A 23,795-nucleotide genomic window follows, 5' to 3' on the forward strand; every position below is an offset into this window, starting at 1 on the left:
CTTAGCGCTTGCGATGCGGGCCGTCTACAGTGACGGCCCGCCCTGTTGTCGCTGCCCATGGCCACCGCAAGCAAGTCCGCCTCCAAAGCCCGCACCGCATACGTCTGCTCCGAATGCGGCGCTGACCACAACAAGTGGCAGGGCCAGTGTGCCGAGTGCACCGCCTGGAACACGCTCAGCGAGTTCGTCATCGAGCCCGCCTCGTCCGCCGGCGGCAAGAGCAGCGTCGCGGCCACGCGTCGCAGCGGTTGGGCCGGCAAGGCCGATGCGCCAACCGTCACCGCGCTCAAGGATGTGCAACACGCCGACGAGGCGCGCGTCAGCACCGGCATCGGCGAGTTCGACCGCGTGCTGGGCGGCGGCCTCGTGCACGGCTCGGTCGTGCTGGTCGGCGGCGACCCCGGCATCGGCAAGTCCACGCTGCTGTTGCAGGCGGTCACGAAGATGGCGTCGACGATGCCGGGGCTCTACGTCACCGGTGAGGAATCGCTCGCGCAGGTCGCGGGTCGCGGCCTTCGGCTCGGTCTGCCGCTCGATGGCGTGCATGCGTTGGCCGAGACCGGCATCGAGCGCATCCTCGAACATGCATCGCGCATGCGCCCCGGCCTGATCGTGGCCGACTCGGTACAGACGCTCTGGACCGAGCAGCTCAGCGCCGCGCCAGGCTCGGTAAGCCAGGTGCGCGAGAGCGCCGCCCGGCTCGTTCGCTATGCCAAGGAGACCGGCACCGCAGTGTTCCTGGTCGGGCACGTAACCAAGGAAGGCGGTATCGCCGGCCCGCGCGTGCTCGAACACATGGTCGATGCGGTGCTGTATTTCGAAGGCGAGTCCGGCAGCCGCTTCCGCGTGCTGCGCGCGTTCAAGAACCGCTTCGGCGCGGTCAACGAGCTCGGCGTGTTCGCGATGAGCGACAAGGGGCTCAAGGAAGTCCCGAATCCCTCGGCGATCTTTCTGTCCGGCAGTCGCGAGCCGCAGCCGGGCAGCTGCGTGATGGTCACGCGCGAAGGCACGCGTCCGCTGCTGGTCGAAGTGCAGGCGCTGGTCGACGTTTCGCCGCTGTCCAACCCGCGCCGCGTCGCGGTCGGCATGGAGGGCAACCGCCTCGCGATGCTGCTCGCCGTGCTGCATCGGCACGGCGGCGTGGGCGTCGGCGACCAGGACGTGTTCGTCAACGTGGTCGGCGGCATCCGCGTGCAGGAGACCGCCGTCGACCTGCCGCTGCTGCTCGCCGTGCTGTCGTCGCTGCGCGACCGGCCGCTCGCCGAGCAGACCGTTGCGTTCGGCGAAGTCGGCCTGTCCGGCGAAATCCGCCCGGTGCCGAATGGCGAGGAGCGGCTCAAGGAAGCCGCGACACACGGCTTCAAGCGCGCCATCGTGCCCAAAGGCAATGCGCCTAAAACGAAGCGGATCGGGGAGATGGAGGTCGTCGCGGTCGAGCGGCTGTCCGAGGCGCTCGAAGTCGCCACCTGAGCCCCGCGGCCCTGCCGTACGGGTCAGTGTGTTTCAACATCGCGACACTCGGCCTTGCTTTTCGCGGGTTCGCTGAACATTCTGTCCGTTCATCACGCGGCCGAGTGGGGAGCGGAGCCGGACGATGCAGCGTTTACCCGAGGCCGCGGCCCTGCCGTGTGGCAACCAGTCTGCCCCCGAACCCCGTTATCGCCTGCGCCTGCGGGTCGATGGCCACGGTCGGGTGCTCGGCGTGTCCGGTGATGGCTCGCCGCCGGCCTCGCTCGCCGCACTCGTCCCCGCTCTGGACGAAGTCGCGCTGCAGCGGTTGCTTGCGGCCGCACGCAGCGTGCCGGGCGGCCGCCTGCGCATCGACGCCAGCTCCGTCGAAGGACAGCCCCTGGCGGTATGGATCGAAGCACGCCCGTCCGATGCTGCAGGCCACCGTGTCGATCTCGCCGACATCGACTTCGAGCCCCATTACCGCGAGCGCCTCGAGCAGCGTCTGGTCTTCGAGCGCCTCATCGCGTCGCTGTCGACCGAGCTGATCCACGCGTCGCCCGCGCAGATCGACGCGCTGATCGAACAGGCGCTCGGGCGGATCGGCCAGCTGTTCGCGGTCGATCGCGCCTACCTGTTTCGCTTCAATGTCGAACGCACCACCCATTCCAATACACATGAGTGGGTCGAGGAAGGCGTCAGCCGCGAAGCCTCGAACCTGCAGGACATCCCGGTCACGCACTTTCCCTGGCTGATGCAGGAACTGCTCGCGGGGCGCGAAGTGCATGTGCCGGTCGTCGAGCAGCTGCCCGATGAGGCGGCCACCGAGCGCGCCGAGTTCACCCGCGAAGGCATCCGCTCGGTGGTATTGGTGCCGTTCGGCGACGCGGCGCTGCCCGACGGCTTTATCGGGTTCGACTCGGTCCGCCGGCAACGCCATTGGCCGTCTGACATCCTGCTCGGCCTGCGGCTGGTCGGCCAGATGTTCGCCAACGCCTTCCGATCGCGTGAGATGGCCGACCGGCTCACGCGGCTCGCGTTCCACGACCCGCTGACCGGGCTCGGAAACCGGCGCTTTCTGCATGAGCGCCTCGCGCTTTCGCTCGCCCGCGTGCAGCGCGAAGACCGGCGGCTGGCGGTCATCCTGATCGACCTCGACGACTTCAAACTGGTCAACGACAGTTACGGACATTCGGTTGGTGACGAAATCCTGACCGCACTCGCCGCACGGCTGACGACGACGATGAGGGCGGGCGACATCGTTGCGCGCCTCGGCGGCGACGAGTTCGTCGTCGTCGTCGATGTCGATGATTTCGCGATGCTGTCGCAGCTCATCGAGCGCCTGTTCGCGGCGATGGCTGAGCCGGTCGAACTGCGCGGGCTCACGTTCGCACTGCGGCTCAGCGTCGGTGTGGCGATCTACCCCGACGATGCGATCGATGCCGAAAGCCTGCTGCGCCAGGCCGACGCGGCGATGTATTCGGCCAAGAGCGAGGGCCGGAACCGCTTTGCTTTCTTTACTCCGTCGATGACTCACGCCAGCCGCGAATCGCTGCGTCTACGTCACGAGCTGCGGCTTGCGCTCGAGCGCGACGAGATTCGGCCGCACTACCAGCCGCGCGTGTCATTACCGTCGATGAAGGTCATCGGCTTCGAGGCGCTGGCGCGCTGGAACCACCCCAAGCGCGGCCTGCTGCTGCCAGGGCAGTTCCTCGGCCTGGCCCAGCACGGCGGCGTGATCGGGCAGATCGACCTGGGTGGGCTGCGCCACGCGCTGGCCAACCTGCGCCAGTGGCGGATGACGCACCCGGACTGCCGGGTGTCAGTGAACCTCGACGCCCAGGCGCTGCAGAGCGGAAAGATGATTTCGCAGCTCGAGGACATCCTGCATGAGGCCCGCGACCTCGCCGACGGGATCGAAATCGAGATCACCGAAAGCTCGCTGATGCGCGACATCGAGCAGGCCTCGCAGGCGCTCGACCGTCTGATTGCGGCCGCACCGGGGTTGCATATCGCCATCGATGACTTCGGCATCGGCTACTCGTCGCTGGCCTACCTCGGCCGGCTACCGGTCACGACGCTCAAGATCGATCGCAGTTTCATTGCCGACCTCGGCGGTGCGAACGACGACAGCGCCCGCGCGATCATCCAGTCGATCATTGGGCTCGGGCACAGCCTCGGCCTGCACATCGTGGCTGAAGGCGTGGAGACCCGAGAGCAGGCCGACGAGCTCTGCGAACTCGGCTGTCGCGAGGCGCAGGGTTTTCTTTTCTCCGCCGCACTGCCGGACGACGCGGCTGCCCGTTGTCTCGACCGGTTGCCGGCAAGCGGCAACGATAAGTAGAACGGCAGACTGCGCAGCTCGGGGTCAGACGCGGCCCAGCACGAGTTCGAGCACGAACTTGCTGCCGAAATACGCGAGGACGAGCAGCGCGGTCGCCGACAGCGTCCAGCGCACGGCGATCGCCCCGCGCCATCCGTAACGCGCGCGGCCCAGCAGCAGCGCGCCGAACGCAAGCCACGACAGCACGCTGAGCACGGTCTTGTGGATCAGGTGCTGGGCGAACAGGTTTTCGACGAACACCGCGCCAGTCAGCAGCGTCGCGGTCAGCAGCACGAAGCCCGTCCCGATCGTGCGGAACAGCAGCGATTCCAGATCCACCAGAGGCGGAAGTGCACGCAGCCAGCGGTGGAACTCGCGCCGGCGCATCGCGCGCTCCTGCGCCCAGAGCATCAGCGCGATCAGCGCGGCGATCGCCAGCGTCGCGTAGGCGAGCAATGCCAGCCACGCATGCAGCTGCAACGGCCAGTCCAGTACCGCCGCCGTGCGCGGGCCGTACGCGAGATAGCCGGCCAGCGTGGCCGCCGCGATGGGGAACACGACGACGCCGAGCGCCGCCATCCGGCCGAACCGCCCGACCAGCGCCGTCAGCAGGGCCATGCCGAACCCGACCAGCGACAACGCCGAGAAAAAGTGCATGTCCGGCAGTCCGGTCCGGTGCCAGGCCAGCACGTGGACCAGGCCGTGTATCGCCGTAGCCGACAGGCCCAGGACGAGCCAGCCCCAGGACGCGACCGGCCGGCCGTGGGCGAGGGCACGCACGAGCAGGGCGGTCGACACGAGGTACAGCGCGACGGCGATGAGAACGATTGTCATCGGCGAAGTGTCGCATAGCGCCTGCGCGCCGAGGCAGTGGTTCAGGCCGGGCGCGGAACCCGCCAAGCTATAATCGCCGACCGCTTTTTGGCTTCCCGGCAGGTTGCATCCGCATGTTCGAATCCCTGACCCAGCGCCTTTCCGGCACGATCGAGCGTCTGCGCGGTCGCGGCCGCCTGAGCGAGGACAACATCCGCGAGTCGCTGCGTGAGGTGCGAATCGCGCTGCTCGAGGCCGACGTCGCGCTGCCGGTGGTCCAGGCGCTGATCGAGCGCATCAAGGTGCGCGCGGTCGGCCAGGAAGTGCTGAAGTCGCTCACGCCCGGCCAGGCGCTGATCAAGATCGTCCGCGACGAGCTCACGACCGTCATGGGCGCGCAGACGAGCGATCTGAACCTCAATGTGCCCGCGCCGGCCGTGATCCTCATGGCTGGCCTGCAGGGCGCGGGCAAGACGACGACGGTCGCCAAGCTCGCCAAGCACCTGCGCGAGCGTCGCAAGAAGAAGGTCATGGTGGTCTCGGCCGACGTCTACCGCCCGGCCGCGATCGAGCAGCTGCGCACGCTCGCGCAGCAGGTCGACGTCATCTACTTCCCGTCCGACGCCTCGCAGGAGCCCGAGGCGATCGTGCGCGCCGCGATTGCCGATGCGCGCAAGTCGTTCGTCGACGTGCTGATCGTCGACACCGCCGGCCGCACCAGCATCGACGAAGCGATGATGGCCGAGATCAAGGCGCTGCACGGCGCGGTGAATCCGGTCGAGACGCTGTTCGTCGTCGACTCGATGACCGGCCAGGACGCCGCGGTCACCGCCAAGCACTTCAGCGAGGCACTGCCGCTGACCGGTGTGGTGCTGACCAAGACCGACGGCGATGCCCGGGGCGGCGCCGCGCTGAGCGTGCGCTATATCACCGGCCGGCCGATCAAGTTCATCGGCACCGGCGAGAAGCCCGACGGCCTCGACGTATTCCACCCGGATCGCATCGCGAGCCGCATCCTCGACATGGGTGACGTGCTGTCGCTGGTTGAGCAGGTCGAGCAGCAGGTCGACAAGGACAAGGCCCAGAAGCTCGCCGAGAAGGTCGCGAAGGGCAAGAAGTTCGACCTCAACGACATGAAGGACCAGCTCGAGCAGATGCAGAACATGGGCGGCCTGCACGGGCTCATGGACAAGCTGCCCGGCATCGGCCAGGTGCCGGAGCACCTCAAGCAGCAGATCACCGGCAAGGAAATCCCCCGGCTGGTCGCGATCATCAACTCGATGACCAAGAAGGAGCGCCGCAACCCGGCGCTGCTGAACGGCTCGCGCCGCGCCCGCATCGCGCGTGGCTCCGGCATGACCCCGGCCGACGTCAACAAGCTGATGAAGCAGTACCAGCAGATGGAAAAGATGATGTCCAAGCTGTCCGGCGGAGGCATGAAGGGCCTGATGCGCGGGATGCGCGGGATGATGGGCGGCAAGGGCATGCCGTTCCGCTGACGCCGCGAGCTCTCCCGATCGGCTAATCTTGGCGCGACCGGCGGACTGGGGAGTCCTGCGGCGGACCAATGGTCAAGGACCGATCTGCCGCCTCCGTGGCGGCTTCAAGGGGGAATTCATGCTCGACCTCATTCCGACCGCTCCGGCGGGCGACTTCAATTCGTACGCCTACAGCGAGCCGCAAACCGTGCGCCACCGTCCCGAGTTCCACGGGCGTGCGGGCGAGTTCTTCGGCATCTGGTTCGTCAACCTGCTGCTGAGCATCGTCACGCTCGGCATCTATTCGGCGTGGGCGAAGGTGCGCACCGAGCGCTACTTCTACGGCAATACCCGGCTCGCGGGCAGCAGCTTCGAGTACCTGGCTTCGCCGATCGCCATCCTCAAGGGACGGCTGATCGCATACGCGGTCGTGATCGCGATCGGCCTGAGCGCGCAGTTCGCCATCGGGCTCTACGCGGTCCTGATCCTCACCGTCGGCGTGCTGATGCCCGCCCTGTTGGTCTGGAGCATGCGCTTCCGGGCTCGCAACTCGGCTTGGCGCGGTTTGAGCTTCCGCTTCGACAACGGTGCAGGCGAGGCGTACGGCCCGTTCCTGCTGTGGACCTGGCTCAGCGGCCTGACGTTGTCGCTGCTGTACCCGGCAATGAAGCGGCGGCAGCACGAGTTCGTCGTCGAAGGCCACCGCTACGGCGTCAAGCGCTTCAGCTTCAAGGGCGAGACCGGCAAGTACTACGGGCCGTATGTGATTGCTGCAGGCACGATCGTCGGCGCGTTCGTCGTATTCGGCGTCGGTTTCGGCATGCTGTCCGCGAGCGGCGCGCTCGGTAAGGAAGCGCTGAGCGCCAGCATGGCGGCGGGGCTCCTGGCGGTCTACGGCGTGATGTTCATGCTGCTCGTATACCTGCGCGTCCGCTATACGAACCTGATGTGGAACAACAGCCGCCTGATCGCGCACCGCTTCGAATCGACGCTCCGGGTGCGCGACCTGCTGTGGATCTACGCGACCAATCTGGTCGCGGTCATCTGCACGCTGGGGCTTGCGGTGCCGTGGGCGATGGTGCGCCTGGCGCGCTACCGCGCCGAACACTTCTGCCTCGTCGCGCACGGCGACCTCGACGACTTCGTCGCGGCGTCCGAGTCCCGAACCGGCGCAACCGGCGCTGAACTCGTGGACGCGCTCGACACCGGCATGGACATCGGCCTTTGAGCGAGCTGCACGGCCAATGGTTCGACGGGCGTGCCAGCCGGCCGCAGAGCGTGCGGCTGGCGTGTCCGTCGCCCGGCACGCTGCAGCTGTTGACCGCCGACGGAGCCCGGCACGAGTGGCCGGTGTCGGAGATCGAGCTCAATGCGCGCCTTGGCTCGACGCCACGGCTGCTGCGCCGCCCAGGCCATGGCCACGTCGAGTGCCCGGACTCGCCATTGCTCGATGCATGGCTGCCAGGCCGGTCGAGCCGGGTCGAGGACCTCGCCGATTGGTTTGAGCGAAGGCGCGCTGCCATCGTCGCGGCCGCAGCGGCCACGGTGGTGGCGACAGTCGCGTTCGTGCAATTCGGCTTGCCTGCCACCGCGCGGTTCGCTGCCGAGCGGATGCCGCGGACGGTCGAGGTCCACGCGAGCAGTCAGGTTGTCGAACTGCTCGAGCGGACCGAGTTCGCGCCCAGCCGCCTGTCTGCCGAGCGGCGCGAGCGGCTGCACAAGCGCTTCCGGGCGCTCGTGGCAGGCGAGCCGCGGGCTCCGGAACTGACGCTTTCGTTTGTCGATGCGCCCGCCATGGGGCCCAACGCGTTCGCACTGCCCGACGGCCGCATCTTCATGACCGACGAGCTTGTCGCGCTCGCCGAATCGGATGAGGAGGTGCTTGCCGTCCTCGCTCACGAGGCTGGTCACCATGTGCACCACCACGGCATGCGGCAGGCCCTCGAGAGTTCCGGCGTGTTTGTTCTGGCCGGCCTGCTGCTGGGAGATGCATCGGGCTCGTCGCTCGCGGTTTCGATCCCGGCGACGCTGCTCAGCAACGGGTTTTCGCGGGGGCACGAACGCGAAGCCGATGCCTACGCGTTTGCTCTGCTGGACCGGCGCGGGCTGTCGCCGCGGTCGTTCGCGACCGTGATGGGACGGCTTGCCAAGGCGTCGCCCGCGGGCTCGGACGAGGTGATCGGCTATCTGTCGACGCATCCGCCGACACCAGAGCGCATTGCGGCCGCCGAGTCGGCCGCTCGCCGCAGGGCCGCGAAGGACTGAGCCGGGCAGGGCGCGACCCAGCGTCGGCGGACAGGCGGGCGCAATCGGCGCCCGCGACCAGCGCGGACGGGTTTTCGGCGGCAACGAAACCCTTTAGACTTGCCGGCTTACCTCGCCATTCCGGCGACTGGGCAACACAGGAAAGCAGCAATGGTCAAGATTCGCCTGACCCGTGGCGGCGCCAAGAAGCGTCCCTTCTACCACATCATCGTCACCGACAGCCGCAGCGCGCGTGACGGCCGCAACATCGAGCGTCTGGGTTATTACAACCCGGTTGCCTCGGGCAACGACAAGCGCGTCGAACTGGACGTCGAGCGGGTCAAGCACTGGGTCGAGCGCGGCGCGCAGATGACCGAGAAGGTGGCCGATCTCTACAAGCAGGCCCAGAAGTCGGGCGAGCAGGCCGAAGCGGCCTGAGCCGCCAGTGGCTGCACGCGTTATCCGGTTGATCGGCGGGTGCAGCCATGAGTTCGAGTGACAATGCGGGGCGCCGCATCCTGCTTGGCAGGGTGCTCGGCGCCTTCGGCATTCGTGGCGAGGCGAAACTCGAGTCCTGGACCGAGCCCAGGCTCACGATCTTCCGCTACCAGCCGTGGGTCCTGCGTACGCCGCAAGGCACCGAGCGGGAGATCCACGGCATTCGCGGCCGCGAAACCGGCAAGTACCTGATCGCGAATTTTCCGGGCGTCGAGGATCGTGATGCGATCGAGGCGATGCGCGGCACCGAGATTTTCGTGCCTCGTTCGGCATTGCCGCCGCCGAAACCAGGTGAGTACTACTGGGTCGACCTGGAAGGCATGCGGGTCGTCAACCTCGAGGGAGTCGGGCTCGGCACCGTGTCGCACCTGTTCTCGACCGGCGCGAACGACGTGCTCGTAGCGCGAGATGATGAACGCGAACGCATGATCCCGTTCGTCGAGCCGCAATACGTCTCGTCGGTCGACTTCGATGCCGGCCTGATCACGGTGGATTGGGATCCGGAGTTCTAGCAGGCCTGCGGTCTTTCGGGACCACCAGCCCAGCGACCCGTCCATGCGCATCGACGTCATCAGTCTGTTCCCCGAGTTCGTCGAGCACTGTGCCGGTTTCGGCGTGGTCGGGCGCGCGCACGAGCGCGGCCTGCTGTCGGTGCACGGCTGGAACCCGCGCGACTACGCGACCGGTAACTACCGTCGCGTCGACGACCGTCCGTTCGGCGGCGGGCCGGGCATGGTCATGCTGATCGAGCCGCTGCGAGCCAGCCTGCGCGCGGCGCGCGACGCGGACGCGCGGCCGGCTCGTGTGGTCTACATGAGTCCGCAGGGCCGCCCGCTGACCCAGGCCAAAGTGCGCGAACTGGCCGGGCTCGAGAGGCTTGTGCTGCTGTGCGGCCGCTACGAGGGCGTCGACGAGCGTTTGATCGCCGCGGAGGTCGACGAGGAGATTTCGATCGGCGATTACGTGCTCTCGGGCGGAGAGCTTGCGGCGGCGGTCGTCGTCGATGCCGTGGCGCGGCTGCTCGATGGCGTGCTCAACGATGCCGAATCAGCGGTGCAGGACAGCTTCGAAAGTGGGTTACTGGACTGCCCGCATTACACGCGCCCGGTGGAGCACGAGTACGGCGCCGTACCGGCGGTCCTGCTTTCGGGCAACCACGCCGAAATCGCGCGCTGGCGGCGGATGCAGTCGCTGGGACGCACCTGGGCGCGACGACCCGACCTGCTCGATGTGAACTCGCTCTCCAGCAAGGATCGGAAGCTGCTCGACTTGTGGCGCGCCGAACACGCTGAGGCTGGGCCGGCCGACGACGCCATCGCGGGCGCCGGGTCCGACGTTTCCGGCCGGTAGCGCACCCACGAAAAAGCTCGCTATAATGCGCGGCTTAGCTGTACCCATGCCAGACGCGGGTCCACGTGCACTCGCGCTACAACGACTCCAACAGGCAGCCACTCAAGTGGCGATCCAACAGGCCAAACCCATGAACAAGCCCTCGCTCAACACGCTGCTCCAGAACTTCGAAGCCGACCAGGTGCAGCGCCAGCTGCCCGACTTCAGCCCGGGCGACACTGTCGTCGTCAACGTCAAGGTCAAGGAAGGCAACCGCGAGCGCGTGCAGGCCTACGAGGGCGTGGTCATCGCCAAGAAGAACGCCGGCCTGAACTCGTCGTTCACTGTCCGCAAGATCTCGCACGGCTTCGGCGTCGAGCGCGTGTTCCAGACCCACAGCGCCGTAATCGACTCGGTCGACGTCAAGCGCCGCGGTAAGGTCCGCGCCGGCAAGCTGTACTACCTGCGTGGTCTGGAAGGCAAGAAGGCGCGCATCAAGGAAGATCTCGCCGCTTACGCGAAGGTCAAGGCCGCTGCCGCTGCCGCGAAGTAATCGCGCAGCTGTATCGTCCGCGACGGCCGCCTCAGGGCGGCCGTTTGCGTTTGGCGCCGCCGGGCCGAGCTGGATTCATCCTGGCGTGCAACAGTGCCGCTACGCTCAGGACTGGTTCCCGACCCGCTCGTTCCAACGAGGACATGCCCGACCAGCGCCAGACCTGCGAGTTCCGGTTCCACGGCCGGCTCGAATCGTTCATCGCACCGCGGCGTCGCGGAGTCCGTTTCACGCATGCGTTCGACGGCAGTCCTGCCCTCAAGGACCCGGTCGAGGCGTTGGGAGTGCCACACACCGAGGTCGGTGAGGTGCTTCTGGATGGCACCGCTGCCGCACTGGATCGCCGCCTGCAGGGCGGCGAGCGCGTCGAAGTCTTTCCCGTCACGACTGCGCCCGCGGGCGACCAGCCGCGGTTCGTGCTCGACGTGCATCTCGGACGACTCGCCGGCTACCTGCGTCTGATCGGCATCGACACGTGGTACCGCAATGACACCGGCGATGATGAGCTTGCCACCGTGTCCGCTGTGCAGGTCCGTACGCTGTTGTCGCGTGATATCGGCCTGCTCAAGCGCTCGCAGATCACCAGCGGAGCATTCGTCTATTCGACCGATCCGCGCGCCCAGCTGCGCGAAGTGATCGACCGGTTCGGCCTGCAGCAGCACCTTGCGCCCTTCACCCGCTGCGTGCGTTGCAACGGCCGGGTCGACCCGATCGCGGCTGCTGATGCCGAGGGCATCGTCCCGCCGAAGGCGCTGCGCGAACGAAGCGGGTTCGGTCGCTGTGCGGATTGCGAGCAGGTCTACTGGCGCGGCACCCATGAAGCGAGGCTCCGGCATCGCCTGCAGGAAGTCGGGGTGCATCTTTGACAGCAGCACTCACCAGGCCCAACCACTCGTCCATTTCTTTCGGATCTGAATGATGATCCAGCCCGAATCCCTTACCGACGTCCGCCTGGACCTGTGGCTCTGGGCGGCGCGGTTCTACAAGACCCGCAGCCTCGCCAAGCAGGCCATCGATACCGGCAAGGTTGAAATCGGTGGCCAGCGCGCGAAGCCCTCGCGCGCGGTCCGTCCCGGCGATGCGCTGCGCGTCGTGCGTGGCGATGAGACGTTCGACGTCGAAGTGCTTGGGCTCAGCGATACGCGTGGCCCAGCGAGTGTGGCCCAGCAGCTGTACGCCGAATCCGAGGAGTCGCGCGCGCGGCGCGAACAGGCGCGGGCGCAGCGCGCTGCCGAGCGCACGGGCTACCGCGCGCCCGAGGGCAAGCCGGACAAGCGCGCACGTCGCCTGATTCGCGCGCTGGGCGATCTCGACGCGCTGTAGATCGGGCCGCGCACGAAGGTGGCGGATGCAGAGCATCCTGATCGGTGTCCTACGAGCAGGGGCACGGGCGAGAAGTGCCGCGCACGGGCGGGGCCGATAGCGCAATCGTGACCAGACACGCTCGTGAAGCAGCCTCTACAGCAAGGTCCTCGGCCCTGAGTCACCTCAGCGACCACGAGCGCTTCAGCGGCGCCACGCGGCTCAGGCGCTCAAGCCATCAACGCCTCAAGCGAGGGACTTGAGCCGGTACAGCGCCTCCAACGCCTGCTTCGGCGTCAGCTCGTCAGGGTCGATCGCGTCCAGTGCGTCCAGTGCTGCCGACGGCGCCGGCTGCGGCGGGAACAGCCCGAACTGCTGCGGCTGATCGAGCGCGGCGGTCGAGAGGTCGGGCCGCACGCCTTCGGAGCGGCTTCGTTCGAGTTCGGCCAGCCGTCGCCTTGCATCCTCGACGACGCGGCGCGGCAGGCCTGCGAGCGCCGCCACCTGCAGCCCGAAACTGCGATCGGCCGGCCCGTCCTTGACCGCGTGCATGAACACCAGCCGCTCGCCGTGCTCGACGGCGTCGAGATGCACGTTCGCGATCCCGCTGCCCGGTGCGGCGAGCGACGTCAGCTCGAAGTAATGCGTCGCGAACAGCGTGTAAGCGCGGTTGTGATGGGCGAGCTGGCGCGCGCAGGCTTCGGCGAGCGCGAGGCCGTCGTAGGTCGACGTGCCGCGGCCGATCTCGTCCATCAGGACCAGCGAGCAGTCGGTCGCGTGGTGCAGGATGTAGCTGGTTTCGCTCATTTCGACCATGAAGGTCGACTGCCCGCGCGCGAGGTCGTCGCCTGCGCCGATGCGCGTGAGGATGCGATCGATCGGGCCGATCACTGCGCGCGTCGCCGGCACGAAGCTGCCGATGTGCGCGAGCAGCACGATCAGCGCGTTCTGCCGCATGTAGGTGGACTTGCCGCCCATGTTCGGGCCGGTGATCACCAGCATGCGTCGGCCGCCGTCTTCGGGTCGTCCTTCGAGCACGAGGTCGTTCGGCTCGAACGGTTCGCTGCGCACCGCTTCGACAACCGGGTGGCGCCCGCGCTCGATGCGGATGCCGGGGCTGTCAGACAGTTCCGGCCGCGCCCAGTCCAGCGTCAGCGCGCGCTCGGCGAACGCGGCGAGTACGTCGAGCTCGGCAAGCGCGCTGGCGCAGCACCGCAGCGTCGCCAGGTCGGCATTGAGCCGGTCGAGCAGGTCCTCGTACAGCAGCCGCTCGCGCGCAAGGGCTCGCTCACGCGCGGACAGCACCCTGTCCTCGAACTGCTTGAGCTCCTCGGTGATGTAGCGCTCGGCATTGCTGAGCGTCTGGCGCCGCGTGTAGTGCGTTGGCACGCGGTCGGCGTGCACCTTGCCGACCTCGAGGTAGTAGCCGTGGACGCGGTTGTAGCCGACCTTGAGCGTGGAAATTCCACTCGCCGCGCGCTCGCGGGCCTCGAGCTCGACGAGGAACTGGTCGGCATGGGTCGACAGCCGCCGCAGTTCATCGAGTTCAGCGTCGTAGCCCTCGGCGAAGACGCCGCCGTCCCTCGCGAGCACCGGCGGCTGCTCGATAATCGCGCCCGCAAGCAGATGCGCGTTCTCGCCGTGCTCGCCTAGTTCGTCGGCAAGCGACTGCAGGCGCGGTGAATCCACCGCGGCTAGGCAGGTGCGGACCGCCGGCAGCAGGCCCAGGCCATCGCGCAGGGTCGACAGGTCGCGGGGGCGTGCGCTGCGTAGGGCAATGCGCGAAAGGATGCGTTCGAGGTCGCCGACCGCGCGGAAGCATTCGCGCAGCGAATCACCGGCGCCGGTGTCGATCATCGCTGCGACCGCCTGGTGTCGCAGACGCAGCGCGGACCGGTCCCGCAGCGGTCGGTGCAGCCAGCGACGCAGCAGGCGGCCGCCCATCGGCGTCACCGTGCTGTCGAGCACGCCGAGCAGCGTGTGGCGCGCATCGCCGTCCACCCGGCTGTCGAGCTCGAGATGCCGGCGCGTCGCGGCGTTCATTGCGACCGCGCCATCCCCAGCTTCGTACGCGATCGACGTCAGATGGGGCAGGCGCTGCTTTTGGGTTTCCTCGACGTAGCCGAGCAGGGCCGCTGCCGCGGCGACCGCGAACGGGCGGTCCTCGATGCCGAAGCCGGTCAGATCGTGCACATCGAAAAAGCGCTGCAGCTGGCGGCGCCCGCTGTCGACCTCGAACAGCCAGGGCGCCCGCCGTCGCAGGCCAGTGCGGGCAGTGACGCACGGCGGCCAGCCGTCCTCGTCGGCGCAGAGCAGCTCGGCCGGCTCGAGCCGCGCCAGTTCAGCCTCGAGCGTGGATTCGTCAGTAACTTCGCTGACCAGGAAGCGGCCGGCCGCAAGGTCCGCCCAAGCCAGCCCGAAGCCGTTCTTCCCGCGCGAAACCGCCAGCAGCAGCGTGTCGCGCCGCTCGTTCAGCAGCGCCTCGTCGGTCACGGTGCCGGGTGTAACGACGCGGACGACCTTGCGCTCGACGATGCCCTTTGACGTCGCCGGGTCGCCGATCTGTTCGCAGATCGCCACCGACTCGCCAAGCGCGACGAGCCGCGCGAGGTAGCCCTCGGCCGAGTGGTGGGGCACGCCGGCCATTGGAATCGGCTGGCCCGCCGACTGCCCGCGCTGGGTCAGCGTGATGTCGAGCAGCCGCGCCGCCTTGCGGGCGTCGTCGTAGAACAGCTCGTAGAAATCGCCCATGCGGAAGAACAGCAGCACGTCCGGGTGCTCCGCCTTGGCAGCGAAGAACTGGCGCATGAGCGGCGTGTGGGCGTCGGCGTTCGGCGGAACGTCGCGGCGGGCAGTTGAGGTGGGGGTGGCGTCGGGCACGGTCAGATCAGACAAGAGCGGAGCCCGTCGGACGGGCGCGGCCGGAGCGGCGCGACAGTGTATGCCAGCGCCGCACGGACCCATGACCTTCGGCCCGCTCGCGTTGTGAAAGCCGTGCTAGGTTGTCCGGCATCCACCGCCGCGGGATGCAGCGTCTCCGTCAGCGGCTCGTCTTTGGGGGCAAAGCGATGATCGTCAGAAAGCCACACCGTAGTGCACTCGCGCTGGCGGTCCTCGCCGCGGTTGCTGTCTGGAACCCGGTACTCGCGCAGAAAGAGCCGGCGGCCGCCGCGTCCGCGCCCGATCCGGTCGCGGAAGAGGAGGACGACGTTACCAATCTGGCGTCCCTCAAGGTCAGCGCGCAGAAGCGCGAAGAGGCGTTGCAGGACGTGCCGATCTCGCTCACCGCACTGCCCGAGCAGATCCTGCGCGATACCGGCGTGCGCGACATCAAGGATCTCCAGATCCTGGTGCCCGGCCTGACTGTGACCAGCACGCAGAGTGAAGCGCAGACGACCGCGCGCATCCGCGGCGTCGGGACGGTGGGCGACAACGCGGGCCTCGAGTCGTCGGTCGGCGTCGTAATCGATGGCGTCTACCGGCCTCGCAACGGCGTCGGCTTTGGCGACCTCGGTGAAGTCGAGCGCATCGAAGTGCTCAAGGGGCCGCAGGGCACGGTCTTCGGCAAGAACACCTCGGCTGGCGTCATCAACGTGATCACGCGTCGGCCCGACTACGACACCCGGGTGGAAGGCGAACTGACCGTCGGCAACTACGACGCGATCGGCGCTGCCGGCTCGTTCAACACCGCACTGGGCGAGAACGCCGCGATGCGCGTGTATGCCGCCAAGCGCAAGCGGGACGGGTTCACTGAGGTGCGCACCGGCGCCGGCCCCCGCACTGAAACCCGCGACGGCGACCAGAACATGCACACGGTCCGCGCGCAGCTGCTGCTGGAGCCGACCGCGGACCTCGACATCAACTTCATCGCCGACTACACGAGCCGCGAGGAGAACTGCTGCGTCGGGCTGACCACGGTGCGCGGCCGGACTGCGCCGATCGTCGATGCGCTTTCGCCCGACGCGGGTGTCGCGCCGGTGGCCGATCCGTTCGCCCGCATCGCCTACAGCAACCGCAGCACGGAGCAGGACATCAAGGACCAGGGCGTCTCCGCCGAGGTCAACTGGATCACGCCCTGGTTCGGTAACGCGACGCTGACGTCGATCACCGCGGTCCGCGAGTGGCAGTCGATCAACGGCCTGGACTTCGATTTCTCGAGCGCCGACCTGCTGTATCGCAATGCGGACGAGGACGAGTCGCTGACGCGGTTCGAAACCGCGACGCAGGAGCTGCGGCTGACCGGTTCGACCGACCGTATCGACTGGATGGTCGGCGCGTTCTATTCCGACGAGGACCTGCGCCGCAACGAGACCTACCGCATCGGCAGCGGCTACGAGCCGTACTTCTCGACCGCGTTGCTCGCGCTGATCGACCCGGCGCTCGCCGCTTCGCCGACCGCCGCCACATTTCTTTCGCAGACCACCGGTCGGCCGTTCGGCACGGCGTTCGTCGGCTTCGGTGCGAACGATCGCTATCTGCAGAACTCGAAGACGAGCGCGCTGTTCACGAACAACACCTGGCGCGCCACCGATGCGCTCGACGTCACGCTGGGGCTGCGTTACACGATCGAGGACAAGCGCCTTGATTCGGTCTACAGCAACCCGAACGGAGGGATCGGCTGCGCCTCTTACTTCGGCCCGAACGGCCAGGTTAGCCCGGCGGCGATCGGGCGGATCGCGACAGCCCTGACCGGCCGCGGTGTGCCGTTCGCTTCGCTTCCCGCGGCGCGGCAGCAGGCGATCGTGAGCAACATCGTCGGCTTCAGCTGTCTGCCCTGGGCGAACCCGCTTCACAACGGACGTGCGACCCGCCAGCAGCGCGAGGAGACGGAGTGGTCGGGCACGCTCAAGGCCGCGTACCGCTGGAATGAGCACCTGATGACGTACGCCTCGGCCGCGCGCGGATACAAGGCCGGCGGCTTCAACCTCGACCGCGTGCAGTCCAGCAACGGCCTGTCCAGCGGCGGGCAGGGCATCGTGCCGGTGAACGACACCTCGTTCCCGGGTGAGTTTGTCGACAGTTACGAGCTCGGCGCGAAGACGACCTGGGCCGACGGTGACCTGCTGCTCAACGCGACGCTGTTCCACCAGACCTATTCGGGCTTCCAGCTCAACAGCTTTCTCGGCACCAGCTTCGTCGTGCGCTCGATCCCCGAGGTGGTTTCAAAGGGAATCGACACCGATCTGTTGTGGCAGCCGATGCGGGGCCTGCTTCTGCAGGGCGGCGTGACGTACGCGGACACCCGTTACGGTGACGAAGTGCCCGGCGCCGATTTCGTTGCGCCGACGGGCAACCTCTACAAGCTGCCCGGCAGCCAGGTCAGCTTCGCGCCGTACTGGTCCAGCTCGGCCTCGGTGACCTACGAATACGGTATCGGCTCCGAACTGCTGGCGCGCTTCAACCTCGGTGCCAAGTACATGTCCGAGCACAACACGGGCTCGGATCTGGATGTGGAGAAGCAGCAGGGAGCGTACACCCTGGTCAATGCACGCATCGGCCTGGGCGCGCGCGATCGCAGCTGGGCAGTGGAACTCTGGGCCCAGAACCTGTTCGACACCGAATACGTGCAGGTCGGCTTCGACGCGCCGCTGCAGAACGTCTCACCCGCGCCCGGCAACCCGTTCAACTCCTACAACGCTTTCCTCGGCGCGCCGCGTACCTACGGGGTCACGCTGCGGGTGAGCTACTGAGCCAAAGGGGGGGCGGCGGCACCGTCTATAGTGTCGCGATGACATTGCCCTCCGACGCCGACCTCCAAGGGCTCGCCGAACGACTCGGCGAGCTCGCGCTCGCCCAGCACCACAGCATAGTGACCGCCGAAAGCTGCACCGGCGGCTGGATCGGCAAGGCACTGACTGACATTGTGGGTAGTTCAGGCTGGTTCGACTGCAGTCTTGTCGCCTACAGCTATGAGGCCAAGCAGGCGCTGCTTGGGGTCAACCCGCATACGCTCGAGCAGCACGGGGCCGTGAGTCGCGAGACAGTGGTCGAAATGGTCTCCGGGGCGCTCGTGCATTCGGGCGCGACGCTCGCGGTGGCGGTCACCGGTATCGCCGGCCCGGGCGGAGGCACGTCGGACAAACCGGTCGGTACCGTCTGGATCGCATGGAAGCGCCGTGGCGGCTACCCGAACGCCGAGGTGTTCCAGTTCGAGGGCGACCGCGACGCCGTCCGCCGCAGGACAGTAGCAACCGCGCTTGAGGGTCTACTCACGCTTGCGCGCTGAGCGCGACGCTTGCGTGGGTGGCAGTTAGTAGTAATACTACTAACATGGCATTGACCGACACCCAGCGCGCAATTCTCGACATGATCGCCGAGCGGATCGAAACCGACGGCGCCCCGCCATCGCAAACCGAGATCGCAGAGGCGTTTGGATTCAGTGGGGTGCGTGCGGCCCAGTACCATCTGCAGGCGTTGGAGCAGGCCGGTGCGATCCGGCGTATACCGGGCCAGGCTCGCGGCATCCGCCTCTGCCAGTCGCCGCGCGCGGCCGCCACCGACGACGCGCTGCGCCTGCCCGTGCTCGGACGGGTTGCGGCGGGTCTGCCGATCGGCGCTGGAGCGGACGGCATCGATCCCGACGATTACGTCCTGCTGGACAAGAACTTCTTCGCTCCGGCGCCGGACTACCTGCTCAAGGTCAAGGGCGACTCGATGCGCGACGAGGGTATCTTCGACGGCGACCTGATCGGTGTTCACCGCACGCGTGACGCGCGGTCGGGGCAGATCGTCGTCGCTCGCATCGATGAAGAAGTCACCGTCAAGCTGTTGAAGATCGGACGCGATCGGATCCGCTTGCTGCCGCGCAACCCCGATTTCGCGCCGATCGAAGTACTGCCGGGCCAGGACTTCGAAATCGAAGGGCTGTACTGCGGACTCGTGCGGCCCAGCCGCTGACCGTCCGCTTTGCCCGACTGTGGCAGGGGGGATTTTCCGACAGCGGCTAGCTCTGCAGGCCGGCTGTCGATGAACGGAAAGACCGGTAGTTTTGATCCGATCCCGGGTGTCTCAGGCTTTGCGATACCTGCCCGATAAAGTTCACCCGCTCACCCGACGACCTAAGGAACACCACGATGGACGAGAACAAGAAGCGCGCCTTGCAGGCCGCCCTGGGCCAGATCGAAAAGCAGTTCGGCAAGGGCTCCGTCATGCGCATGGGCGACCGCGCGGTCGAGGCTGCCGAGGTCATCGGCACCGGCTCGCTGATGCTAGATATCGCGCTCGGAATTGGCGGGCTGCCGAAGGGTCGTGTGGTCGAGATCTACGGCCCGGAATCCTCCGGTAAGACGACGCTGACGCTGCAGGCTATCGCCCAGTGCCAGAAGAACGGCGGCACGGCTGCATTCATCGATGCCGAGCACGCGCTCGACCCGATCTATGCCGCCAAGCTCGGTGTCAATGTCGACGACCTGCTGCTATCGCAGCCCGATACCGGCGAGCAGGCGCTCGAGATCGCCGACATGCTCGTGCGTTCGGCAGCGGTGGACATGGTCGTGGTCGACTCCGTCGCCGCGCTCACGCCAAAGGCTGAAATCGAAGGCGAGATGGGCGACCAGCTGCCGGGCCTCCAAGCCCGCCTGATGAGTCAGGCCCTGCGCAAGCTGACCGGCAACATCAAGCGTTCGAACACGCTGGTGATCTTCATCAATCAGCTGCGCATGAAGATCGGCATCATGATGCCGGGCCAGAGCCCGGAGGTCACCACGGGTGGTAATGCGCTGAAGTTCTATGCCTCGGTTCGGCTGGATATCCGCCGCATCGGCGCGATCAAGAAGGGCGATGAGATCATCGGCAACCAGACCCGCATCAAGGTCGTCAAGAACAAGCTCGCACCCCCGTTCAAACAGGTCATCACCGAGATCCTGTACGGCGAGGGCATCTCCCGCGAGGGCGAGCTGATCGACATGGGTGTGGATGCCAAGCTCGTCGAGAAGTCGGGTGCCTGGTACAGCGCGTATGACGAGCGCATCGGGCAGGGCAAGGAGAACGCCCGCCAGTACCTCAAGGACAATCCGGAGATCGCCAAGCGGCTCGAGGTGGCGCTTCGCGAGAAGTTCGTGCCGGCAGAGGCCTCGCGTGACGAGGCCGCGGCCGACTAAGTTCGGCTGCGCGCTTGCGTTGACAATGTCTGATGAGAAGACCAGCAGCGACGGCCGGGAAACCCCCGGCCGTCGTCGTGTCCGGCCTGAGCCGACGGCGACCCAGCGGGCGCTGACGCTGCTGACAAGGCGCGAGCACTCCCGCAAGGAGCTGGCCCGCAAGCTCAGCGCTCGCGGGGTTGACGCCGCCGAAGCCGAAGCGGCCATCGAGCGGCTTGCCGGCGAGGGCTGGCAGGACGACGCGCGCTTTGCGGAAAGCCTGGTGCGGTCCCGCGTCAGCAACGGCTATGGCCCGATGCGCATCCGGGCGGAGCTGGCAACCCATGGGCTGGATCGAGAGGCGATCGCAGCTGCGCTCGACACCTTCGAAGGTGATTGGTCCGAACTCGCCCGTGACCAGGTGCTGCGACGTTACGGCGGCTCCGTGGCCGAGGATCGAACGCTCCAGCGTAAGGCAGCCGATTTTCTGATCCGGCGCGGCTTCGACGCGGCCTGCGTCCGTAGCGCCAGTCGGCTCGATTTCGACGACTGATCGTTGCAATGCGGCCGGTTAAGCGCCGGCCCCCTCGCTGCACCGTCCTGTTAGGCTAATGGGCCGACCAAGCCATTCTTTCTGGCCATCCCCATGGATCTGCCAGAGCCACGGCTGCCCTTCGTCCCAGACCCGACGCCTGCATGAAAACCACTTCCGAGATCCGTCGCGAGTTCCTCGAATTCTTCCGCGACAAGGGCCACACGATTGTGCCTTCCGCGCCGCTGATCCCGGCGAACGACCCGACGCTGCTGTTCACCAACTCGGGCATGGTGCAGTTCAAAAACGTGTTCCTTGGGTCGGAGAAGCCGGGCTACGTCCGCGCTGCCGACGTGCAGCGCTGCCTGCGCGCCGGTGGCAAGCACAACGACCTCGACCAGGTGGGCTACACCGCTCGCCACCACACGTTCTTCGAGATGCTGGGCAACTGGTCGTTCGGTGACTATTTCAAGAAGGAGGCTATCGCCTGGGCGTGGGAATTGCTCACCCAGGTCTGGAAGCTGCCGCCCGAGCGCCTGCTCGTGACGATCTACCAGACCGATGACGAGGCATTCGAAATCTGGCATCGGGATATCGGTTTGCCGGTCGAGCGCATCGTGCGCATCGGTGATAACAAGGGTGCGCCGTTCGCGTCGGACAACTTCTGGCAGATGGCCGACACCGGGCCGTGCGGCCCGTGCACCGAGATCTTCTACGACCACGGCGAGCACATCGCCGGCGGCCCCCCGGGCTCCCCCGATGAGGACGGCGACCGCTACATCGAGATCTGGAACAACGTCTTCATGCAGTTCGATCGCCAGCCCGACGGCACGCTGGTGCCGCTGCCGGCCCCGTGTGTCGATACCGGCATGGGTCTCGAACGCCTGGCGGCTGTCCTGCAGGGCGTGCACGGTAATTACGACATCGACCTGTTCCGTCACCTGATCGGCAAGGCCGCGGAGTTCACGTCGACTGCTGACCTCGACAACAAGTCGCTGCGCGTCATCGCCGACCACATCCGTGCTTGTAGCTTCCTGATCGTCGACGGCGTGCTGCCGAGCAACGAAGGCCGTGGATACGTCCTGCGCCGCATCATCCGCCGCGCGCTGCGCCACGGGTGGATGCTTGGCCAGAAGCAGCCGTTCTTCCACCGCATGGTGGCGCCGCTGGTCGAGGTGATGGGCGACGCGTATCCGGAACTTACCGCGAAGCGCGAGTTCGTCGAGCGCGCGCTACTCGCCGAGGAAGAGCGCTTTGCCGAGACGCTGGACTCGGGCATGCGCATCTTCGATGAGGTCGCCTCGCGGGCTACCGACGTGATTCCGGGCGGGGATGCGTTCCGCCTTTATGACACCTACGGTTTTCCGGTCGACCTCACCGCCGACATCGCGCGCGAGCGGGGCCTCGTCGTGGACATGGCCGGTTTCGACACCGCGATGGCTCAGCAGCGCGAGACGGCACGGGCGTCCGGCAAGTTCGCGAACGCGACCACGATGCCGGCCGAAGTCGCCGCGCAACTGCCGCCGACCGAGTTCCTCGGCTACGAGCGTGTCGACGAAGGCGGGCTGGAAGTCGTCGCGATCCTGCAGGAAGGCCGATCGGTGGACCGCATCGAAGCCGGTCAGGAGGCCGTAATCCTCCTCGACCGCACGCCGTTCTATGCCGAAAGCGGCGGCCAGGTTGGCGATGCGGGCGAGCTTGACGGTGTCGACTCGCGTTTCAACGTCCGCGACACGCTGAAGTTCGCGGGCCAGTTCCACGGCCACATCGGCCGTCTGGAGTCCGGTGCCCTGCAGCGCGGCGACCGCGTACACGGCGCCATCGACCGCGCGCGTCGTGCCGCGATCGTCCTCAACCATTCGGCGACCCACCTGCTGCACGCAGCTCTTCGTAGCGTGCTCGGCACACACGTCGTGCAGAAGGGCTCGCTCGTTGCGCCGGAGCGCCTGCGCTTCGACTTCGCGCATTTTCAGCCGGTGACGGCGGACGAGCTGGCGGAGATCGAGCGGCGCGTCAACGAGGAGATCCGCGCGAACCATGGCGCCCAGATCCACCACATGGACATGCAGGAGGCACTCGATTTCGGTGCGCTTGCGCTGTTCGGCGAGAAGTACGGCGATCGCGTGCGCGTACTGCGTCTCGGCGACGGTTCGACCGAGCTGTGCGGCGGCACGCATGTGTCCCGCACCGGTGACATCGGCCTGTTCAAGATCGTCTCCGAAGGCGGTGTTTCCGCCGGCGTCCGGCGTATTGAAGCCGTCACGGGGCAGGCCGCACTCGACCATGTGGCCAGCGCGGAGAACCGTTTGAAGGAAGCCGCGCACATCGTCGGCAGCAACCCATCCGACATCGCGGAGAAACTGCGCAGCGTGCTCGAGCGCCAGAAGAAGCTCGAGCGCGAACTGGAAGCGCTGAAGGCGAAAGCAGCCTCAGGTGCGACCTCGAACCTCGCTGACTCGGCAGTCGAAGTGGCCGGTGTGCGCGTCCTCGCGCGGCGGCTGGAGGGCTTCGATGCGAAGGCGCTGCGCGACACTGTTGACCGCCTGAAGCAGCAGCTCGGCGACGCGGTAGTGGTGCTCGCCGGGACCAATGACGGCAAAGCTTCACTCGTGGCCGGCGTCAGCGGCGCGGCGAGCGGCAAGGTCAAGGCCGGGGAACTGCTTGCCCACGTTGCAGGTCAGATCAATGGCAAGGGCGGCGGCCGACCTGACATGGCACAGGGCGGGGGCGAGGACAGCCCTGCGCTCGTCGGCGCGCTGGACGCGGTTGCGCGCTGGGTACAGGAACGCATGACATAAACCCAACGGTCGTTTGACACGACCGTGAAGCGTGATGGTTTTCCTTGCGACGCCGGATGTCCGGTCGTTAAGATGCCCGGCGTTCTTTTACCAATCAGGAGACGTCGTCGCAATGCGACGATGTCGTCGTCGGCATTCTGTTTGCCGACATTAGGAGGTCTTCATGTTGATCTTGACCCGACGCGTCGGTGAGACCCTCATGATCGGCGACTCGGTGACCGTCACCGTGCTCGGCGTCAAGGGTAACCAGGTGCGTATCGGCATTACCGCACCCAAGGACGTGGCCGTGCACCGCGAGGAGATCTACCAGCGCATCCAGCGTGCGGGCGAAGGCTCCGCAGGCGATAACGCGGAAAATTCCGGCGGCTGAAGGAAACGTTTGCCGCGAGTGGACTGAG

General features: G+C 67.1%; 20 protein-coding genes. 18 read left to right on the forward strand and 2 right to left on the reverse strand.

Going from position 1 to position 23,795, the window contains the following annotated elements; translation table 11 throughout:
* Window positions 1-57: 57 nt before the first annotated feature.
* Both radA and ACFFGH_RS14700 read left to right on the forward strand, forming a co-directional pair.
* Complete coding sequence (radA, locus tag ACFFGH_RS14695) at window positions 58-1,470, forward strand: DNA repair protein RadA (protein WP_386669494.1); 1,413 nt, start codon at window positions 58-60, stop codon at window positions 1,468-1,470.
* Between the two features lie 124 nt (window positions 1,471-1,594).
* A complete protein-coding gene (locus ACFFGH_RS14700) occupies window positions 1,595-3,793 on the forward strand; it encodes a putative bifunctional diguanylate cyclase/phosphodiesterase (RefSeq protein ID WP_386669495.1) in 2,199 nt (732 codons plus the stop codon).
* Window positions 3,794-3,817: 24 nt separating this feature from the next.
* On the opposite strand, the gene ACFFGH_RS14705 is transcribed toward ACFFGH_RS14700, so the two are convergent.
* Window positions 3,818-4,606: a cytochrome C assembly family protein gene (locus ACFFGH_RS14705; RefSeq protein ID WP_386669497.1), complete on the reverse strand. Its 789-nt coding sequence runs from the start codon at window positions 4,604-4,606 to the stop codon at window positions 3,818-3,820.
* A gap of 113 nt (window positions 4,607-4,719) precedes the next feature.
* On the opposite strand from ACFFGH_RS14705, the gene ffh reads away from it, so the two are divergent.
* From ffh to ACFFGH_RS14750, 9 genes are all read left to right on the forward strand, one after another.
* Entirely contained in the window at window positions 4,720-6,084 is a 1,365-nt protein-coding gene (gene ffh, locus ACFFGH_RS14710; RefSeq protein WP_386670238.1) for a signal recognition particle protein, read from the forward strand.
* Between the two features lie 118 nt (window positions 6,085-6,202).
* Window positions 6,203-7,291 carry a YjgN family protein gene (locus ACFFGH_RS14715; protein ID WP_386669500.1) on the forward strand — a complete coding sequence of 363 codons (1,089 nt, stop codon included), beginning with the start codon at window positions 6,203-6,205 and terminating at the stop codon, window positions 7,289-7,291.
* Window positions 7,288-8,328: a M48 family metallopeptidase gene (locus ACFFGH_RS14720; protein ID WP_386669502.1), complete on the forward strand. Its 1,041-nt coding sequence runs from the start codon at window positions 7,288-7,290 to the stop codon at window positions 8,326-8,328. The genes ACFFGH_RS14715 and ACFFGH_RS14720 overlap by 4 nt, the downstream gene beginning before the upstream one ends.
* Before the next feature lie 150 nt (window positions 8,329-8,478).
* Window positions 8,479-8,745 (forward strand): 30S ribosomal protein S16, encoded by a 267-nt coding sequence (rpsP, locus tag ACFFGH_RS14725; protein WP_386669504.1) that lies wholly within the window; start codon window positions 8,479-8,481, stop codon window positions 8,743-8,745.
* Between the two features lie 47 nt (window positions 8,746-8,792).
* A complete protein-coding gene (rimM, locus tag ACFFGH_RS14730; protein WP_386669506.1) occupies window positions 8,793-9,317 on the forward strand; it encodes a ribosome maturation factor RimM in 525 nt (174 codons plus the stop codon).
* Window positions 9,318-9,360: 43 nt separating this feature from the next.
* Window positions 9,361-10,155, forward strand: a complete 795-nt coding sequence (gene trmD / locus ACFFGH_RS14735) for a tRNA (guanosine(37)-N1)-methyltransferase TrmD (protein WP_386669508.1) — start codon at window positions 9,361-9,363, stop codon at window positions 10,153-10,155.
* 130 nt (window positions 10,156-10,285) lie between these two features.
* Window positions 10,286-10,687, forward strand: coding sequence for a 50S ribosomal protein L19 (gene rplS, locus ACFFGH_RS14740; RefSeq protein WP_386669510.1), 402 nt, complete (start codon window positions 10,286-10,288; stop codon window positions 10,685-10,687).
* A 143-nt stretch (window positions 10,688-10,830) separates the two neighbouring features.
* A complete protein-coding gene (locus ACFFGH_RS14745) occupies window positions 10,831-11,553 on the forward strand; it encodes a Mut7-C RNAse domain-containing protein (protein WP_386669513.1) in 723 nt (240 codons plus the stop codon).
* A gap of 49 nt (window positions 11,554-11,602) precedes the next feature.
* Window positions 11,603-12,010, forward strand: a complete 408-nt coding sequence (locus ACFFGH_RS14750; protein WP_386669516.1) for an Hsp15 family ribosome-associated heat shock protein — start codon at window positions 11,603-11,605, stop codon at window positions 12,008-12,010.
* A 225-nt stretch (window positions 12,011-12,235) separates the two neighbouring features.
* Here the strand turns inward: ACFFGH_RS14750 and mutS are convergent, their stop codons facing one another.
* A complete protein-coding gene (gene mutS / locus ACFFGH_RS14755; RefSeq protein ID WP_386670240.1) occupies window positions 12,236-14,797 on the reverse strand; it encodes a DNA mismatch repair protein MutS in 2,562 nt (853 codons plus the stop codon).
* 260 nt (window positions 14,798-15,057) lie between these two features.
* Between mutS and ACFFGH_RS14760 the strand changes: the two genes are divergently transcribed.
* The 7 genes from ACFFGH_RS14760 to csrA all read left to right on the forward strand — a co-directional run bounded on the left by ACFFGH_RS14760 (window position 15,058) and on the right by csrA (window position 23,767).
* A complete protein-coding gene (locus ACFFGH_RS14760) occupies window positions 15,058-17,679 on the forward strand; it encodes a TonB-dependent receptor (protein WP_386669518.1) in 2,622 nt (873 codons plus the stop codon).
* 38 nt (window positions 17,680-17,717) lie between these two features.
* Entirely contained in the window at window positions 17,718-18,215 is a 498-nt protein-coding gene (locus ACFFGH_RS14765; protein ID WP_386669519.1) for a CinA family protein, read from the forward strand.
* Between the two features lie 44 nt (window positions 18,216-18,259).
* Window positions 18,260-18,886, forward strand: coding sequence for a transcriptional repressor LexA (gene lexA / locus ACFFGH_RS14770; protein WP_386670241.1), 627 nt, complete (start codon window positions 18,260-18,262; stop codon window positions 18,884-18,886).
* A 176-nt stretch (window positions 18,887-19,062) separates the two neighbouring features.
* Window positions 19,063-20,088: a recombinase RecA gene (gene recA, locus ACFFGH_RS14775; protein ID WP_386669521.1), complete on the forward strand. Its 1,026-nt coding sequence runs from the start codon at window positions 19,063-19,065 to the stop codon at window positions 20,086-20,088.
* A gap of 25 nt (window positions 20,089-20,113) precedes the next feature.
* Complete coding sequence (gene recX / locus ACFFGH_RS14780) at window positions 20,114-20,620, forward strand: recombination regulator RecX (protein WP_386670243.1); 507 nt, start codon at window positions 20,114-20,116, stop codon at window positions 20,618-20,620.
* Window positions 20,621-20,763: 143 nt separating this feature from the next.
* The gene (gene alaS / locus ACFFGH_RS14785) at window positions 20,764-23,397 is read left to right on the forward strand and encodes an alanine--tRNA ligase (protein WP_386669524.1); all 2,634 of its coding nucleotides are present in this window, start codon (window positions 20,764-20,766) and stop codon (window positions 23,395-23,397) included.
* Window positions 23,398-23,560: 163 nt separating this feature from the next.
* Window positions 23,561-23,767, forward strand: coding sequence for a carbon storage regulator CsrA (gene csrA / locus ACFFGH_RS14790; protein ID WP_386669526.1), 207 nt, complete (start codon window positions 23,561-23,563; stop codon window positions 23,765-23,767).
* Window positions 23,768-23,795: the final 28 nt, after the last annotated feature.

Source organism: Lysobacter korlensis (assembly GCF_042434515.1).

What these genes read in the sequence shown, in the direction of transcription:
- lexA (WP_386670241.1), top strand. Translation starts at nt 18,260, where the DNA reads ATGGCATTGACCGACACCCAGCGCGCAATTCTCGACATGATCGCCGAG.
- ACFFGH_RS14750 (WP_386669516.1), top strand. Translation starts at nt 11,603, where the DNA reads ATGATGATCCAGCCCGAATCCCTTACCGACGTCCGCCTGGACCTGTGG.
- ACFFGH_RS14715 (WP_386669500.1), top strand. Translation starts at nt 6,203, where the DNA reads ATGCTCGACCTCATTCCGACCGCTCCGGCGGGCGACTTCAATTCGTAC.
- mutS (WP_386670240.1), bottom strand. Translation starts at nt 14,797, where the DNA reads ATGCGCCAGTTCTTCGCTGCCAAGGCGGAGCACCCGGACGTGCTGCTG.
- rpsP (WP_386669504.1), top strand. Translation starts at nt 8,479, where the DNA reads ATGGTCAAGATTCGCCTGACCCGTGGCGGCGCCAAGAAGCGTCCCTTC.
- trmD (WP_386669508.1), top strand. Translation starts at nt 9,361, where the DNA reads ATGCGCATCGACGTCATCAGTCTGTTCCCCGAGTTCGTCGAGCACTGT.
- rplS (WP_386669510.1), top strand. Translation starts at nt 10,286, where the DNA reads ATGAACAAGCCCTCGCTCAACACGCTGCTCCAGAACTTCGAAGCCGAC.
- ACFFGH_RS14705 (WP_386669497.1), bottom strand. Translation starts at nt 4,606, where the DNA reads ATGACAATCGTTCTCATCGCCGTCGCGCTGTACCTCGTGTCGACCGCC.
- recX (WP_386670243.1), top strand. Translation starts at nt 20,114, where the DNA reads ATGTCTGATGAGAAGACCAGCAGCGACGGCCGGGAAACCCCCGGCCGT.
- ffh (WP_386670238.1), top strand. Translation starts at nt 4,720, where the DNA reads ATGTTCGAATCCCTGACCCAGCGCCTTTCCGGCACGATCGAGCGTCTG.
- rimM (WP_386669506.1), top strand. Translation starts at nt 8,793, where the DNA reads ATGAGTTCGAGTGACAATGCGGGGCGCCGCATCCTGCTTGGCAGGGTG.
- alaS (WP_386669524.1), top strand. Translation starts at nt 20,764, where the DNA reads ATGAAAACCACTTCCGAGATCCGTCGCGAGTTCCTCGAATTCTTCCGC.
- radA (WP_386669494.1), top strand. Translation starts at nt 58, where the DNA reads ATGGCCACCGCAAGCAAGTCCGCCTCCAAAGCCCGCACCGCATACGTC.
- ACFFGH_RS14765 (WP_386669519.1), top strand. Translation starts at nt 17,718, where the DNA reads ATGACATTGCCCTCCGACGCCGACCTCCAAGGGCTCGCCGAACGACTC.
- recA (WP_386669521.1), top strand. Translation starts at nt 19,063, where the DNA reads ATGGACGAGAACAAGAAGCGCGCCTTGCAGGCCGCCCTGGGCCAGATC.
- csrA (WP_386669526.1), top strand. Translation starts at nt 23,561, where the DNA reads ATGTTGATCTTGACCCGACGCGTCGGTGAGACCCTCATGATCGGCGAC.
- ACFFGH_RS14700 (WP_386669495.1), top strand. Translation starts at nt 1,595, where the DNA reads ATGCAGCGTTTACCCGAGGCCGCGGCCCTGCCGTGTGGCAACCAGTCT.
- ACFFGH_RS14745 (WP_386669513.1), top strand. Translation starts at nt 10,831, where the DNA reads ATGCCCGACCAGCGCCAGACCTGCGAGTTCCGGTTCCACGGCCGGCTC.
- ACFFGH_RS14760 (WP_386669518.1), top strand. Translation starts at nt 15,058, where the DNA reads ATGATCGTCAGAAAGCCACACCGTAGTGCACTCGCGCTGGCGGTCCTC.